A 15356-nucleotide genomic window follows, 5' to 3' on the forward strand; every position below is an offset into this window, starting at 1 on the left:
CGTGCGAAGCTCGGTGCCCCGCCCTTGATCGACGTGAGGACTCCGCCCGTGCGCCGCCGCCGTACCCGTCTCCTGGTCGCGCTGCTCGGCCTGGCCGCCGCCGCGGGGTGCGCCGCCGGGCCGTCGGTCCGCCCGGCGCTGGTCGAGAACGACGGGAAGCCGACCGGAAGCACCCCCGCGGGCAGCCCGTCGGTGCCGCTGCCGCCGCTGACCGAGCCGCAGTCGCCGTCGCTGCGGTGGGCCGACTGCGACGACGACACCCGGCAGCGGATCGGCACCCCGGCTGTCCCGGACACGCTGCACTTCACGTGCGCCCGCGTCACCGCGCCGCTCGACGCGCCCGGCGAGGCGCGGCGCTCGGTCGTCCGGCTGCTCGCGGTGAAGGTCGGCAGCGGGCCGATCCCGCTGGTCGTGGTCAACGACATCGACGGCGAGCCGGGCTCGGTGTACGCCGCGCGGCTGGCGGCGACGCTGCCACCGGCGTTCCTGGAGAAGTTCTCGCTGATCGGCCTGGACCGGCGCGGCACCGGGCTCTCGGGCGCCGTCCAGTGCGTGCCCGCCGACGTCCGGCACGACCTGATCGACGCCGACCCGGCCGAGGGTGACCTGCAGGGCGTGCTGGACGCGGCCCGCAAGGCCGGCCAGCAGTGCGCGATCGAGCTCGACGACTCCCAGACGGCGCTGGACAGCTGGCGCGGCGCCGGCGACCTCGAGGAGCTCCGCAAGCAGCTGGGCCTGGAGCGGCTGAACGCGCTCGGCCGCGGGGACGGCTCGAAGGTGCTGTCGCAGTACGCCGTGCGGTTCCCCGGCCAGGTCGGGCGGATGGTGCTCGACGGCGTCCCCGACCCGGGCCCGGACACCGCGGCGGTGCTCGACGCGGTCGCCGCCGGCGCCCAGTCCACCTTGGACGCCTTCGCCACGGACTGCGCGGCCCGCGGCTGCGCGCTCGGCGACCCGAAGGCCGCCCTGACCGCGCTCACCGGGCAGCTGCGGCAGAACATCGCGCCGCTGACCGACGACGGCGTCGCGTTCGGGCCGGGGGTCGCGATGTACGCCGTCTACTCGGGCCTCGCGCAGCGGTCGCGGTGGCCGGAGCTGGCCGACGCGATCGCGGCGGCGCGGTCGGGGAACATCCGCCCGCTGGCGGCCTTCGTCACGCCGGTGCTGCACGACTCGCGCGCCCAGCCGTCGCGGATCGACGCGACCATCGCCACCCGCTGCAACGACAGCCAGTCTCGGCTCTCGGCCGACCAGCTCGACCAGGTCGTCGGCGGGATGCGCACGAAGTACCCGCAGTTCGGCGCGGTCGTCGCGCAGCAGCTGGCCTGGTGCGGGCCGTGGCCGGTGCGGACCGAGCCGCTGCCGCCGGCGGGCGCGTCGGGCGCGCCGCCGATCCTGGTCACGGCGACCGCGGCCGACCCGGTGACCCCCCAGCTGGGCAGCACCCGCGCGGCCGACCAGATGCCGTCCGCGGTGACCATCACCTGGCAGGGCGCCGGCCACGGCGCGGTCGGCGCGTCTCCCTGCGTCACCGACGCGGCCCGCGCCTTCCTCATCGACGGCAAGGTCCCCGCCAACGGCACCCTCTGCCCCGCGTAAAAGGGGCATCACGCGTGATCAGAGGGGCATCACGCGTGATTGGCGGGGCATCGCGCTGAAGCCCCCTCAATCACGGGTGATGCCCCTCCAGACACACGTGATGCCCGCCAGATCACGCGTGATGCCCCTCGGCGCACGCGTCGACCGGGGTTACTGGCGGTAGGACTCGACCTCGGAGATCGGGCGGGCCGCGGCGTCGTCGGGGTTCTCGTGGAACTCCGTTTTCGCGCGGCGCTGCCGGAGCAGGTCCCAGCACTGGTCGAGCTGCTGCTCGACCGCGGTGAGGCGATCCTTGTCGCCGCCGCTCAGCCCCACGCCGACCGAGCGCGACCGGAGCTCGTGCTCCTCCGCGATCAGCTCGTCGATCCGGCCCAGGATTTCGCCGTCGGCCATCGTGTTCCTCCTCTTACGGGTTGCTCGCGTAAGACGCTACCCCGGCCCCGGGAATTCCCGTCGCACCCACGTCGTTGACCTGCTCATGAGCACCGTTGAGCTGACTGCCGAGAACTTCGACCAGACGGTAAACGACAACGAGTTCGTCCTGATCGACTTCTGGGCGAGCTGGTGCGGACCGTGCCGCCAGTTCGCACCGGTCTACGAGAAGGCCTCCGAGAAGCACGAAGACCTCGTGTTCGCGAGCGTCGACACCGAAGCGCAGCAGCAGCTGGCCGCCGCCTTCGACGTCCGCTCCATCCCGACGCTGGCCATCATCCGCGACAAGACGCTGATCTACGCCCAGCCAGGCGCGCTGCCCGAGCCCGCCCTCGAAGAGCTCATCAAGCAGGCTCGCGAGGTCGACATGGCCGAGGTCAAGCGCAAGGCCGCCGAAGCCGAGGCCGACCAGGCCTGACCACCACCGCATGACTGAGGCCGCCCCGCGGGGCGGCCTCAGTCATGTTCAGGAGCGCGTCGCGAGCCCCCGCAGGAAGAACGCCAGGTTCGCCGGCCGCTCGGCCAGGCGGCGCATGAAGTAGCCGTACCACTCGTCGCCGTAGGGCACGTAGACGCGCATGCGCGAGCCCGAAGCCGCGATCCGCGCCTGCTCCTCCGGCCGGATGCCGTAGAGCATCTGGAACTCGTGGTCGTCGTCCGTGCGCCCGTTCTCCTCCGCCAGCGCGGCGGCGATCTCGATCATCCGCGGGTCGTGCGACGCCACCATCGGATAGCCCTGGCCCGCCATCAGGACGCGCAGGCAGCGGACGTAGGACTTGTCCACTTCGGACTTCTCCTGGAACGCCACCGACTCCGGCTCCGCGTACGCACCCTTGCACAGCCGGACCCGCGAGCCCGGGCCCGACAACGAGCGGCAATCCGCCTCGGTCCGGTGCAGGTAGGCCTGCAGCACCGCGCCCACCCACGGGTACTCGCCGCGCAGCTCGCGCAGGATGCCGAGCGTCGAGTCCGTGGTGGTGTGGTCCTCCATGTCGAGCGTCACGGTGGCCCCGACCGCGTCCGCCGCCGCGCAGATCTTCCGCGCGTTCTCCAGCGCGACGTCCTCGCCGTTCGACGGCAGGAACTGCCCCACCGCCGACAGCTTCACCGAGACGTCCGCCCCCGAAGCCAGGCCTTCCGCGGCCAGCGCGGTCAGCACGGCTTCGTAGGCCGCGACGGTCGCCGCCGCCTGCGCGGCGTCGGTGGTGTCCTCACCCAGGTGGTCGAGGGTGATCCGGCGGCCGTCCGCGGCCAGTTCGCGCGCGACGCGCACGGCCTCGGCGGTCTCGGACCCGGCGACGAACCGGCGCACCACGGATCGCGTGGCGGGCACCGCTTCGACGAGCCGCCGGATGCCCTTCGAGCGGGCGGCGGCGAGCAACGGGGCACGCAGCATGACGGTCTCCCTCTCAGCCCTGGTGCGGGTAACGGACGCTGGTCGGCGGCACGAACGTCTCCTTGATGGAGCGCGGGCTCGTCCACCGCTGCAGGTTGAAGATCGACCCGGCCTTGTCGTTGGTGCCCGAGGCCCGCGCGCCGCCGAACGGCTGCTGGCCGACGACGGCGCCGGTCGGCTTGTCGTTGACGTAGAAGTTGCCCGCGGCGAACCGCAGCGCCTCGGACGCCTTCGCCACGGCCGTGCGGTCGTTGGCGATGATCGCGCCGGTCAGCGCGTACGCGGCCGTCTCGTCGACCAGCTTGAGCACGGCGTCGAAGTCGCCGTCTTCGTAGACGTGCACCGACAGGATCGGGCCGAAGTACTCGGTCGAGAAGATCTCGTGCTTCGGGTTGTCCGAGACGAGGATCGTCGGCTGGACGAAGAAGCCGTCGGTGTCGTCGGCCGTGCCGCCGGTGAGGACCTCCACCGAAGCGTCGCCCTTGACGCGGTCGAACAGCTCCGCGTGCTTGGTGAACGCGCGCCGGTCGATCACCGCGCCGCCGAAGTGCGACAGGTCGGTGACGTCGCCGTAGGACAGCGCCTCGGTCTCGGCGACCAGGCCGTCCTTCACCTGGTTCCAGACGCTGCGCGGGACGTACGCGCGCGAAGCGGCGGAGCACTTCTGGCCCTGGTACTCGAAAGCGCCGCGGACCATCGCGGTGCGCAGGACGTCGACGTCGGCGGACGGGTGCGCGACGATGAAGTCCTTGCCGCCGGTCTCGCCGACGAGCCGCGGGTAGGAGCGGTAGCCGGCGATGTTCGCGCCGACCGTGGCCCACAGGTGCTGGAACGTCGCGGTCGAGCCGGTGAAGTGGATGCCGGCCAGGTCGCGGTGGGTCAGGGCGACCTCGGAGACGGCCTTGCCGTCGCCCGGCAGCAGGTTGATGACGCCCGGCGGCATACCCGCCTCTTCCAGCAGCCGCATGGTCAGGTGCGCCGCGAACGACTGCGTCGGCGACGGCTTCCACAGGACCGTGTTGCCCATCAGCGCGGGCGCGGTCGGCAGGTTGCCGGCGATCGCGGTGAAGTTGAACGGCGTGATCGCGTAGACGAAGCCTTCGAGCGGGCGGTGCTCCATCCGGTTCCACACGCCGGCCGAGCTGGCCGGCTGCTCGGTGAGCACGCGGCGGCCGAACTCGACGTTGAAGCGCCAGAAGTCGGCGAGCTCGCAGGCGGAGTCGATCTCGGCCTGGGTCGCGGTCTTGGACTGGCCGAGCATGGTGGCGGCGTTGAGCGTGGCACGCCACGGGCCGGTCAGCAGGTCGGCGGCGCGCAGCAGGATGGCGGCGCGGTCGTCGTAGGACAGCGCGCGCCACTCCGGCGCGGCCTTCGCGGCCGCGGCGATGGCGTCGGTCGTGTCCTGCTGGGTGGCGCTGTGGATGGTGCCCAGCACGTGGCGGTGGTTGTGCGGCTGGACGACGTCGATCTTCTCACCGCCGCCGGGGCGCTGCTCGCCCCCGACGGTGACCGTGAGGTCGACGGGTTCCGCCTGGCCCAGCCGCTTGAGCGCACCCTCGAGCTCGGCACGCTCGCCGCTGCCCGGCGCATACGTCAGCACCGGCTCGTTCTTCGGGGCGGGGGTCTGGGTCACGGCGTCCACGGCGGCTCCTCTGCTTTACGTCCGGATGCCCCGAACGGTAACTCCGGACACGCCTCGGCGGCTTGTTCAACCGGCTAAAATCGATCGGGTGACTTTGGCCGATCCGATAACGTCGTTGCGGCACGTGCTGGCGACCCTGGGCGAACCGCTCGTCGAGGTCGTCGTGGCGCCGCACGGTCTGGGCGTCCCGGTCACCGACGTGGTGATCCTCGACCCCGAAGACCCCCTGGAGGCGTCGCCCGGCGACCTGGTGCTGGTGATCGGCGCGCGCGGCCGGGCGGCGGCGCCCGCGATCCGGGCGGCCGGGCGGGGTGGCGCGGCCGCGGTGGCCGTCAAGGGCGCGACGGGCGCCGACGTCGCGGCCGACGCGGGTGTCGCACTGCTGACCGTCGGCAGCGAAGCCCGCTGGGAGCAGGTCGAGTCGCTGGCCCGCGAAGTCGTCGACGCGGCCCGCGCGGGCGGCGAAGCGGCCAGCGGTGAGGTGCTCGGCGACCTGTTCGCCCTGGCCCAGACCATCGCGACACTCACCGGCGGCCTGGTCAGCATCGAGGACACGGCGAACCGCGTGCTCGCGTATTCGCGGGCGGGCGACGAGGTCGACGAGCTGCGGCGGCTGTCGATCCTCGGCCGCGAAGGCCCGGAACGCTACCTCGCGATGCTCCGCGAATGGGGCGTCTACCAGCGGCTTCGCGCCGGTGAGGGGATCGTCCGGATCGACGAGCGGCCCGAGCTGGGCATCCGCCGCCGGATCGCGGCGGGCATCCACGCGGGCAAGCAGCCGCTCGGCACGATCTGGGTCCAGGAGGGCGCCCAGCCGCTCACCGAACGCGCCGAAACGGCCCTGCTCGGCGCGAGCCGCACCCTCGCGCCGCAGCTGATCCGCGCCCGCACGCTGCCCAGCCCGGAACTGCGGCTGCGGGAGGACCTCCTCGCGAGCCTGCTGGAAGGCCGGCTCGACGCGGAGTCCGTCGCGGACGACATCGGCGCGGACCCGGCCCGGCCGGCGCAGGTGCTCGCGTTTTCGCTGGAGCGCTCGGACAACCGGCAGCTGCGGCGCGCCGAGCTGGTGCACCTGATCGCCGTGCACACCGCGGCCTACCGGCGCAGCGCGCTGGTGAGCGTGATCGGCGGACGTGTCTACGCGCTGCTGCCGGACCTGCCCGAGCACTCGGACGCGGCGGTGCTGGCGCTGGCCCGCGAGATCGCCGCCACGGCGCGGCGGCACCTCGACGTCCCGGTGCGGGCGGCACTCGGCGGCGTGGTGCCGCAGCTGTCGGACGCGGCCGCGTCGCGCGGGGACGCCGACCGCGTCCTGGCGGCGATGGCGCGCGGGCACTGGGCCGCCGACGTCGCCTCGCTGGCCGACGTCCGCGCGGAGGTGCTGCTGTCGGAGGTGCTGGCGTTCCTGGGTTCGCAGCCCCGCATCCGCGACCCGCGCCTGACGTCGCTGGTGGCGCACGACGCCGAGCACGGCAGCATCCTGGTCCCGGCGGTGCTGGCGTGGCTGGACGCGTTCGGCGACGTCCGGGCGGCGGCGCGGGCGCTGAACATCCACCCCAACACGGTCCGGTACCGCGTCCGCCGTGCCGCCGAAGTGTCCGGAGTGGACTTCGACGACGCGGCGCAGCGCATCCTTACTCAGCTGCAGCTGAGGCTCTGACCCTGCTAGCTTCGCCGCGTGGATCTCTTTTCGCGCACGTGGGCGGCGTTGCGTCTTGCGGTGGCCGCTCTCCCCGACGCCGCGTTCGCCGAGCCGTCGGGCTGCCGGGGGTGGCTGGTCCGCGACCTGGTGTGCCACCTGGTGATCGACGCGCAGGACGTGCTGATCACGCTGGTCACCCCGGCTTCCTCGGCAGTGACGCACAACGCCGTGACGTACTGGGCGGTGGCTTCGTCGCCGCCTTCGGGAGACGACCCCCTGGACGCGCTGATCGTCCGCCTGGCGGCGGCGTACGAGGACCCGGCGCTGCTGAAGTTCCACCTCGACGACGTCGGCGCGGCGGCGGGCCGCGCGGCGGACCTGGCCGACCCGGGTCTGCCCGTGTCCACACAGGACATGGTTCTCACGGCGGGCGACTACCTGTCGGCGTACGTGCTGGAGTGGACGTTGCACCACCTCGACCTGGTGGCGCACGTGGCTTCGGTGCCGGGACCGCCCGCGGAGGGACTGGCACGGACGCGGGAGACGCTGGAGAAGATCGCGGGGACGGCGTTCCCGGCGTCGTTCTCGGACGAGGACGTGCTCCTGGTGGCGACGGGCCGCCGTGAGCCGACGGACGCGGAGACCACGGCACTGGGCGACCTCGCCGGGCGGCTGCCGTTCGTGCTCGGATGATCGCCTGGCCCCGGCCGAGCCGCGCCGCCGATCCAGGAAGGTCTCCGATGCCCGAACGGCGAATCATCGCCTTCGAGATCTACCGGGACCGGAAAGGACCGGTCGCCCGCCGCGCGGCGGGCGACCGGCGGGTCACGGCTAGGCCGGGACCAGGCTGAACCGGCGGCGCTCCACGTCGATCCGCTCGATGCGGACGCTCAGCCGCGTCCCCGGCTCGGGGGCGGCGTCGGTCACCAGGAGACCCTGCTGCCCGTCGACCTCGACAAACGCGCCGAACGGGACCACCCGGGACACCACGCCGTCGAGCACCCCGCCCTCGGCGTGGGCCGCGACGAACTCGTGCCATTCGGACATGCGATTTCACCTCCTTCCCGCGCACGTTCCGATGTCGGAAGACGTGCGGGAGGCGGCGGGCCACGGGCCCGCCCGGAGGTCACGGCACAGCCGGGTACCCCGTCTGCTCACGGCTCGAGGCCGACCCGGCAGTCACGCGGAAACCGTACCGCGGCGGCCGGAAAAGGCACCACCGGTAATGATTCGACACGGTGCCGCAGTACTCCGATATTGAATCACCGACCCAGTGCGCGGAGAATTCGCCGATCCCTCACGAAATGGGGACCCGGAGCCCGGCGAGTTCGGCGAGGGCCGCGAAAGAATCGAGCCGCGCGGATTGGTCGAAGGCGGCGGTCGTCGCGAGGACTTCGTCGGCGTCGACGGCCCCGACGAGGTTCCCCAGCCGGTCGGCCACCTCGGCGGGCGTGCCGGAGATCTGGCCGTCCAAGGTGTCCTCGAGCCGGCGTCGTTCGCGGTCGGTCATCGGCCGCGCCAGGACTTCCGCGGGCGGCTCCAGCGGCGGGAAGACGCCGTGGGAGCGCGAATGGACCGTCGCCCAGGCTTCCGAGACGAGCAGCCGCCGCGCGTCCGCGGCCGAGTTCGCCACCGCGATCGCCGTCGACACCACGACGTACGGCTCCCGCGCCCAGCCGCTCGGCCGGAAGCCGTCGCGGTAGCGCGTCACGGCCTCGGCCAGCGCGCGTTCGCCGCGGACCGGCGCGATGACCAGCGGCAGCCCGAGCTCGGCGGCGAGGTCCGCGCCCGAGCCGGTGGCCAGCAGGAACGGCGGCACGCGCAGCCCCTCGGCGGGGTAGGCGTGGACGCCCGGATAACCGTGCTCGCCGGTGAAGAACCCGAGCAGCTCCCGCACCTGCGCGCCGAAGTCGTCGGCGGCCTCCTTGCCGTGCCCGAGCGCCGCGCGGACACCACCGGTGAAGCCGACCGAGCGGCCCAGCCCCATGTCGATCCGGCCCGGATGCAGCGCTTCCAGGACGCCGAACTGCTCGGCGACGACCAGCGGCCGGTGGTTCGGCAGCATCACCCCGCCGGTCCCGACGCGGATGCGCGCGGTCGCCCCGGCGACGGCGGCGGCCAGCACGGTCGGCGCGGACCCGGCGACCCCGGGCACGCCGTGGTGCTCCGAGACCCAGAACCGGTGGTAACCCAGCCGTTCGACGGCGGCCGCGAAGGTGACGGTGTCCCGCAGCGCCCGCGCGGTCCGCTCGGGTCCGCCGTCCCGCCGCACCGGCGAACGGTCGAGCACGGAGAGCTTCACCCCGGGTGCAACGCCCGGCGCGCGCCGGGATTCCCGTCAGGGACGCCAGCGCTCGCTGTAGTCCGGGTGGTCGGTGTAGGGCAGCGCGAGCAGGCGCAGGGTGAGGCACCAGTTGGAGCCGGCCTCGTCGGCGGGCACGTGGCAGGTCTCACACCAGTATTCGCTGCCGTAGAGCGGAAACCCGGGGACCTTCTCGGAGACGGTGGTGCGGTGGGCGAGCAGGATCCGCCGGGTCGCCTCGATCTCGTTGATCATCTGGTTGACCGCGTCGAGGTCGAGGTCGGTCAGCCCGCGGATCCGCTGCTCCACGGCGACCTTCGTCTCCCCGCGGTTCATCGTGTCGCCGGCTTGCGCCTTGTTGACGGCCTGCATGATCAACGCCTGCCGGGCGCCGACGCGCGCGGCGAGGAATGCGATCAGGTCGTCCACGAAGGGCCTTCCTCTCGTCGAACCGCCCCCGGTCGTTGTCCCGGGGAGTCGTCGATTCGGGACCGCACGTTACGCCGTCCGAGACCATGATCGTGACGCCGAACTCGGCCGTGCAACATTTGTGACCCGAAAGGCGACAGCAAGTGGACGCGCGATCACTCCGCGTTCCGAGCCTCCCGTTTGTCCGGCCGGAGCCGGTGAATTCCGGAGATTCGCGTCTCCCGATGCGGTGGGTCACCGGGCGGGGTGCGGGGATTTCGATTGCCGCTCATCGGTACCGCGGGAGTCGCTGCGCGGGCACGCTTCCCGCTGGAACGCCGCATGTCGCCGCGGGTCACGTCGTGCGCGTCGTCTTCCCCGCGCTGACGGTCGGCGTCGGGCAAGGCCGTCGAGCCCAAGCTCCACGCGAGCACCATGCTTTGGGAACGCGCCGTCGCCTGCATCGGCTCGGGCGGCTCCTCCTACCGCGAGCGGCGCGCTCAGCTCTCCGGGCGGGCCTTGCTCGGCTGCACCCGCTTCGGCTCCCCCGGCATCTTCGGATAGTCCGGCGGATACGGCAGCTCCCCCAGCCCGTGGTCCCGCTCGTCACGCTCGTACCACTCCAGCGCCGTCTCCAGCCCGAACGGCTCCTCGTCCATCGGCGCGTGCAGGTCGCCGTGGGAAGCCAGGAACTCCGGGATCGTCAGGACGTCGAAGTCGTCCGCGTCGACCTCGGTCAGCAGGTCCCACGTCAACGGTGTCGACACCGTGGCCCTCGGGGTGCCGCGGACCGACCAGCTCGAGGCCACCGTGCGGTCGCGGGCCGCCTGGTTGTAGTCGAGGAACACGCGGCCGCCGCGTTCCTCCTTCCACCAGGCGATCGTCGCCTTCTCGGGAATCCTGCGCGTCACCTCGCGGCCCAGGGCGATCACCGCGTGGCGGACCTGGATGAAGTCCCACTCCGGGCGGATCCGGACCAGCACGTGCACCCCACGCCCGCCGGAGGTCTTCGGGTAGCCCGTCAGCCCCGCGTCGGCCAGGACGTCGCGGACCACCTGGGCCACCTCGACCGCGTCGGCGAAGCCGGCCCGGTCGGGCGGGTCGACGTCGATGCGGAGCTCGTCCGGGTGGTCGACGTCGGCGCTGCGGACCGGCCACGGGTGGAAGTCGAACGTGCCCAGGTTGGCCGCCCACGCGAACACGGCCGGCTCGGTCGGGCACACCTCCGCCGCCTTCCGGCCGGACGGGAACGTGATCTCGGCCGTCTCGAGCCACTCCGGCGCGCCCTTCGGCACGCGCTTGGCGTAGAACCACTCGCCTTCGACGCCGTCGACGTAGCGCTTCAGCGTCGTCGGCCGCTCGCCGATCGCGCGCAGCAGCGGCGCGCCGACCGTGATGTAGTGCTCGACGACCTGGCGCTTGGTGATGCCGCGCTGGGGGAAGTACACCTTGTCCGGGCTCGAGACGCGGACCGTGCGCCCGCCCACCTCGTACTCGACCGGGTCACCGTGCTTGGGCATGCGGCCACGCTAGCGGTTCACGGACCCGACGGCCGAGCCCGTAGCTTTCCCGTGAAAGCTCCCACCTGGGCCGTAGCTTTCACGTGAAAGCTACGCCGGTACGCTGGACCGGGTGTCCGGCCGCACCAAGCTGATCGTCGCGCTCGCCGTGCTCGCCCTCTTCGCGGCGGCCGCGGTGCTGCTGCCGATCCCCGGTCCGGCCGACCTGCGCGCCTGGGCCGCGGCCACCGGCCCGGCCACGCCGCTCGTGCTGCTCGTCGCGTACTCGCTGCTCACCGTGGCGCCGATCCCGCGCACGGTGTTCAACCTGGCCGCCGGCCTGCTGGTCGGCACCACGGCCGGGATCACGATCGGCCTGGTCGCCACCACCATCGCGGCCGGCCTCGCCTTCGGGCTGGCCCGGCTGCTCGGCCGGGACCTCGTCACGCGCCACCTGCACCGCTCGGCCGTCCGGACGGTCAACGACCGGCTCTCCGGCGGCGGGGTCCTCGCGATCACCTCGCTGCGGCTGATCCCGGTCGTCCCGTTCGCGCCGTTCAGCTACCTCTGCGGCGTGTCGGCCGTGCGACTGGTCCCGTACCTGGCCGGTACGCTGCTGGGCAGCGTGCCCGGCACCGTCGCCGTGGTCGTCCTCGGGGACGCACTGACCGGCGACACGCCGCCGGCGCTGCTCGTCTGTTACGGCGTCTTCGCGCTGGCCGGGGCGATCGGCCTGGTCCGGGTGTTCCGGAAACGGACACCGGTGGCGCCGGCGCCCGAACCGGAGCCCGCCGGACCGGCTGGCTGACGCGAACTGCACCGGGCCGACCGCTACACTCGATCGGGTGCGCGAAGCGGAAACGCGCTGAGCAGGGCCACCACCACCGGGAATTTCGTCAGGAGCAGTCGCCATCGACACCGGTCAGCTGATCGCCGGGCACTACCGCCTCGTCGAGCACATTGGTAGCGGTGCCATGGGAGTCGTGTGGCGCGCGACCGACGTGCGCCTCGAGCGCGACGTCGCGATCAAGCAGATCCTTCCCCAGCCCGGCGTCTCCGAGACCGAGCGCGACAACATGCGCCAGCGCGCCATGCGCGAGGCCAAGAACGCCGCCCGGTTCCAGCACCCGAACGCGATCGTGGTGTTCGACATCGCCGAGCACAACGGCGACCCGTGCCTGGTGATGGAGTACCTGAACGGCCCGAGCCTCTCGACGATCCTGTCCCAGGAGGGCACGCTCCCGCTCGGCCGGGTCGCCCGCCTCGGCGAGCAGGTCGCCTCCGCGCTGGTGGCCGCGCACCGCGCCGGGATCGTCCACCGCGACGTCAAGCCGGGCAACATCCTCATCGACGAGACCGGCACCGCGAAGATCACCGACTTCGGCATCTCGCGCGCGGCCGGCGACATGACGCTGACGGCGACCGGCCTGATCGGCGGCACCCCCGCCTACCTGGCGCCCGAGCTGGCGCGCGGCGCCGACCCGGTGCCCAGCTCCGACGTCTTCGCCCTCGGCGCGACCCTCTACCAGGCGATCGAGGGCACCACGCCGTACGGCAACACGACCAACCAGCTCGCGCTGCTGTACGCGGCGGCGAACGGCCAGATCAACCCGCCGGTGCAGGCCGGCGGCGCCACCGCGCTGCTGATGAGCCTGCTGCGCAGCGAGCCGGGCGAGCGGCCGTCCATGGCCGAGGCCCGCGAACGGCTGGCCGCGCTGGCCCGCACCGAGCCCGGCGGCATGTCGGCGTCCCCGCCGCTGCTCTCCGGCGGCGCGGGCCGCAAGCCGGCCGCGCCCGCCGAGGGCGGCGAGCGGCCGCCGTGGCAGCGGACCGACCAGCCCGCGCCGTCGTCACCGCCGGTCGGCACCCCGGTGCCGACGGCCAAGGCGGCGTCCAGCCCGCCGCGCCCGACGGCGGCGTTCATGCCGATGCGGTCGCCGGCGGCGCCGCCGAACACCCCGCCCAGACCGATGCCCGCGGCGACGCCGTCGGCCCGGGCCCCGCAGTACTCGTCGAGCACCGCGAAGCCGGACAACAAGCGCAAGTACGCGATCTTCGCCGGTGCGGGAGCCGCGGTCGTCGTGGCCGCGGTGATCCTGTTCCTGACGCTCAACTCGGGCGACGGCGGCACGGGCGGCACCCAGGTCGGGCAGTCGCCGGGCTCCCAGCCGAGCACGGGCCAGACCACCCCGAAGAGCAGCAGCTCCGACGACGCCCCCGCGGCGTCGGCCAAGCTGGGCGAGACGCCGTCGGAAGGCAAGATCACCGACTACGGCCAGGCGGGCCGGCTGCTCGCCAACAGCTACTACCCGAACGTCGAGAACGGCTGGGGCCTGCTGACGCCCGCCGCGCAGGCCGTCTACGGCTCGCAGGCCGAGTACCAGTCCTACTGGGCCCAACACAAGGGCGAGCTCGGCGGCTGGAAATCGGCCACGGCGGCGGGCAGCGGCAACGACGGCTCGCTGAACCTCACGATGGAGCTGAACGGCTCCCGCCGGAAGTACCACATCGTGCTCGTCGGCGGGCAGCTGCTGATCGACAGCAACACCAAGCTCGACGCGAACCCCGACACCGGTCTGTAGAGACTTAACGCGCCGCTGGTGGGCTGACGGGCCCGGATGGCCTACCGTGGAGCCATGGCCGACAACGGAGCTTCGCTGCCGGGCCAGAATCCTCGCTTCCACGAGGATCTGGTCGGCCTCGACCCGTACGACCCGGAGGCGCGCGCGTTCGCGGAGCACCTCGACCGGATCGAGCGATCCGGTCCCAACTACACGATCGAAGCCGCGCTCGACGGCGTGTCCGACTTCGCCGACTCCAGCAACCGCCTCGGCGGGCTGCGGTACTGGGTGTCGGCGCTGATCGTGGTCCTCATCGTGCTCGGCGTGATAGTCGCCGCATGGGACATCGTGGTGCACGCCCTGGCGTGGCTCGCGGCGTAACGTGGAACGGGTGAAAGGTATGAAACCCGTTGTCGGCGCCACCCCGCGCGTCGTGAAGTCCGAGCAGGAATGGCGGGCGGAGCTGGGCCCGGAGGAGTACGCGGTGCTCCGCCAGGCCGGCACCGAACGGCCGTTCACCGGTGAGTACACCGACACCAAGACCACCGGTGTCTACGAGTGCCGCGCGTGCGGCGCCGAGCTCTTCCGCAGCGACACGAAGTTCGAGAGCCACTGCGGCTGGCCGTCGTTCTACGACCCCGCCGACTCCGACGCCGTGCTGCTGCGCGAGGACCGGACCATGGGCATGAAGCGCATCGAGGTCCTCTGCGGCTCCTGCCACAGCCACCTCGGGCACGTCTTCGAGGGCGAGGGGTACGCCACCCCGACCGACCAGCGCTACTGCATCAACTCGATTTCGCTGAAGCTGGTGCCGCAGCCGTAGAACCGCCAGCCTAAATCCTCCTTAAGCCGACAACCCACCGCCCTTCCTCGGACGTAACCTCCGCACACGGACGAGGGAGGGCGGAGTCATGACCGACACGTGGGGCATTCCCGGACCGGTTTTCGCGGGCCTCTACCTGGGCCTGCTGCTCGTACCGGCGATCTACGCCGGGTTGCGCACGGTCCAGCTGCGGCGCGGCCGCGCGGGTGACGCGCCGAACCGGGCCGAAGAGCTGGCCCTCCTGACCGGCGGCCGGTCGCGGGGTGGCGAGGTCGTCCTCGCGCGGCTCCTGGACCAGCAGGCCGTCCGGCTCGACGGCACCGGCCGGCTTTCGCGCGTCAAGGGCTCGGCGTCCGACGACCTGGGCCGCGCCGCGTTGCTGAAGATCGGCAAGCACGGCAGCTCGGTCGACCGGGTGCGGGCGACGGTCGCCGACCACCCGGCGATGCGGGCGCTGGAGGACGCGCTGATCGGCCGGGGCCTGCTCGCCGACGCGCGGAAAGCACGGTCGGCCTGGGTGGCCGCCGCGGTGGTGTACTGGCTGCTCGTGGTCTTCGGCGTGGTCCGGCTGATCGCCGGGTCGAGCACCGGGCACCCGGTGGGATACCTGCTCGGCCTGCTCGCGGTCGCGCTGGTCGTGGCGATCGTCGTGACCGTGAAGGCCCGGAACCAGCCGCCGGTCAAGGCCACCGCGGCCGGCCGGGCGGCCGCCGAAGAAGCTCGCCGCGTCGGCACCTTCGTCACGGGGCCCGTCGCGGCGGTCGCGTCGAGCGGCTTCGAGGCCCACCCCGACAAGGACGTCCGCCTGGCGGTGAGCCGCGCGACGCAGCGATCGGTGGCCGGCCACTACCGCGCGACCCGGACGCGCTGGGCGAGCGCCGGGGGCGGCGGCGCGGTCGGGTACTTCGGCGGCAGCTCGTGCGGCGGGGGCGGCAGCTCCTGCGGTGGCGGCGGAGGCGGCTGCGGTGGTGGTGGCGGCGGCGGGGGTTGCGGCGGTTGAAACGCCGACGCGAGCCGCGACGTCTCACAGCTACGGTAAGCGCACTTCACTG

The 15356-nt window shown here is 72.8% G+C and carries 16 protein-coding genes; 9 read left to right on the forward strand and 7 right to left on the reverse strand.

Going from position 1 to position 15356, the window contains the following annotated elements; all coding sequences use genetic code 11:
• Nucleotides 1-48: 48 nt before the first annotated feature.
• Nucleotides 49-1599 carry an alpha/beta hydrolase gene (locus tag ACZ61C_RS15950; protein ID WP_465307246.1) on the forward strand — a complete coding sequence of 517 codons (1551 nt, stop codon included), beginning with the start codon at nucleotides 49-51 and terminating at the stop codon, nucleotides 1597-1599.
• A gap of 150 nt (nucleotides 1600-1749) precedes the next feature.
• Here the strand turns inward: ACZ61C_RS15950 and ACZ61C_RS15955 are convergent, their stop codons facing one another.
• On the reverse strand, nucleotides 1750-1992 hold the full coding sequence (locus ACZ61C_RS15955) for a DUF2630 family protein (protein ID WP_465307248.1): 243 nt from the start codon (nucleotides 1990-1992) through the stop codon (nucleotides 1750-1752).
• Between the two features lie 85 nt (nucleotides 1993-2077).
• Between ACZ61C_RS15955 and trxA the strand changes: the two genes are divergently transcribed.
• Nucleotides 2078-2449 (forward strand): thioredoxin, encoded by a 372-nt coding sequence (gene trxA / locus ACZ61C_RS15960; protein ID WP_465307250.1) that lies wholly within the window; start codon nucleotides 2078-2080, stop codon nucleotides 2447-2449.
• A gap of 48 nt (nucleotides 2450-2497) precedes the next feature.
• Here trxA and ACZ61C_RS15965 read toward each other — a convergent pair whose 3' ends face one another.
• Both ACZ61C_RS15965 and pruA read right to left on the reverse strand, forming a co-directional pair.
• A complete protein-coding gene (locus ACZ61C_RS15965; protein ID WP_465307252.1) occupies nucleotides 2498-3427 on the reverse strand; it encodes a proline dehydrogenase family protein in 930 nt (309 codons plus the stop codon).
• A gap of 13 nt (nucleotides 3428-3440) precedes the next feature.
• A complete protein-coding gene (gene pruA / locus ACZ61C_RS15970) occupies nucleotides 3441-5069 on the reverse strand; it encodes an L-glutamate gamma-semialdehyde dehydrogenase (RefSeq protein WP_465307254.1) in 1629 nt (542 codons plus the stop codon).
• 106 nt (nucleotides 5070-5175) lie between these two features.
• Here pruA and ACZ61C_RS15975 point away from each other — a divergent pair, with 106 nt between their 5' ends.
• Together ACZ61C_RS15975 and ACZ61C_RS15980 are read left to right on the forward strand one after the other, a co-directional pair.
• Entirely contained in the window at nucleotides 5176-6729 is a 1554-nt protein-coding gene (locus ACZ61C_RS15975; RefSeq protein WP_465308236.1) for a PucR family transcriptional regulator, read from the forward strand.
• Between the two features lie 18 nt (nucleotides 6730-6747).
• Nucleotides 6748-7404, forward strand: coding sequence for a maleylpyruvate isomerase N-terminal domain-containing protein (locus ACZ61C_RS15980; RefSeq protein WP_465307256.1), 657 nt, complete (start codon nucleotides 6748-6750; stop codon nucleotides 7402-7404).
• A gap of 138 nt (nucleotides 7405-7542) precedes the next feature.
• Here ACZ61C_RS15980 and ACZ61C_RS15985 read toward each other — a convergent pair whose 3' ends face one another.
• From ACZ61C_RS15985 to ACZ61C_RS16000, 4 genes are all read right to left on the reverse strand, one after another.
• Nucleotides 7543-7758, reverse strand: a complete 216-nt coding sequence (locus tag ACZ61C_RS15985) for a S1 RNA-binding domain-containing protein (RefSeq protein WP_465307258.1) — start codon at nucleotides 7756-7758, stop codon at nucleotides 7543-7545.
• A 250-nt stretch (nucleotides 7759-8008) separates the two neighbouring features.
• Nucleotides 8009-9001 (reverse strand): LLM class flavin-dependent oxidoreductase, encoded by a 993-nt coding sequence (locus ACZ61C_RS15990; RefSeq protein ID WP_465307260.1) that lies wholly within the window; start codon nucleotides 8999-9001, stop codon nucleotides 8009-8011.
• Between the two features lie 48 nt (nucleotides 9002-9049).
• Nucleotides 9050-9442, reverse strand: a complete 393-nt coding sequence (locus ACZ61C_RS15995; protein WP_465307262.1) for a DUF6221 family protein — start codon at nucleotides 9440-9442, stop codon at nucleotides 9050-9052.
• 479 nt (nucleotides 9443-9921) lie between these two features.
• A complete protein-coding gene (locus tag ACZ61C_RS16000) occupies nucleotides 9922-10941 on the reverse strand; it encodes a DNA polymerase domain-containing protein (protein ID WP_465307264.1) in 1020 nt (339 codons plus the stop codon).
• Between the two features lie 112 nt (nucleotides 10942-11053).
• Here ACZ61C_RS16000 and ACZ61C_RS16005 point away from each other — a divergent pair, with 112 nt between their 5' ends.
• The 5 genes from ACZ61C_RS16005 to ACZ61C_RS16025 all read left to right on the forward strand — a co-directional run bounded on the left by ACZ61C_RS16005 (nucleotide 11054) and on the right by ACZ61C_RS16025 (nucleotide 15304).
• A complete protein-coding gene (locus tag ACZ61C_RS16005) occupies nucleotides 11054-11728 on the forward strand; it encodes a TVP38/TMEM64 family protein (RefSeq protein ID WP_465307266.1) in 675 nt (224 codons plus the stop codon).
• A 166-nt stretch (nucleotides 11729-11894) separates the two neighbouring features.
• Nucleotides 11895-13502, forward strand: a complete 1608-nt coding sequence (locus ACZ61C_RS16010) for a serine/threonine-protein kinase (protein WP_465307268.1) — start codon at nucleotides 11895-11897, stop codon at nucleotides 13500-13502.
• Between the two features lie 54 nt (nucleotides 13503-13556).
• Nucleotides 13557-13862 (forward strand): aminotransferase class IV, encoded by a 306-nt coding sequence (locus ACZ61C_RS16015; protein WP_285483171.1) that lies wholly within the window; start codon nucleotides 13557-13559, stop codon nucleotides 13860-13862.
• A gap of 19 nt (nucleotides 13863-13881) precedes the next feature.
• The gene (gene msrB / locus ACZ61C_RS16020; protein WP_465307270.1) at nucleotides 13882-14304 is read left to right on the forward strand and encodes a peptide-methionine (R)-S-oxide reductase MsrB; all 423 of its coding nucleotides are present in this window, start codon (nucleotides 13882-13884) and stop codon (nucleotides 14302-14304) included.
• A gap of 88 nt (nucleotides 14305-14392) precedes the next feature.
• Complete coding sequence (locus ACZ61C_RS16025; protein ID WP_465307272.1) at nucleotides 14393-15304, forward strand: TIGR04222 domain-containing membrane protein; 912 nt, start codon at nucleotides 14393-14395, stop codon at nucleotides 15302-15304.
• The last annotated feature ends 52 nt before the right edge of the window (nucleotides 15305-15356 follow it).

It is taken from the genome of Amycolatopsis sp. NPDC104587 (assembly GCF_055583645.1).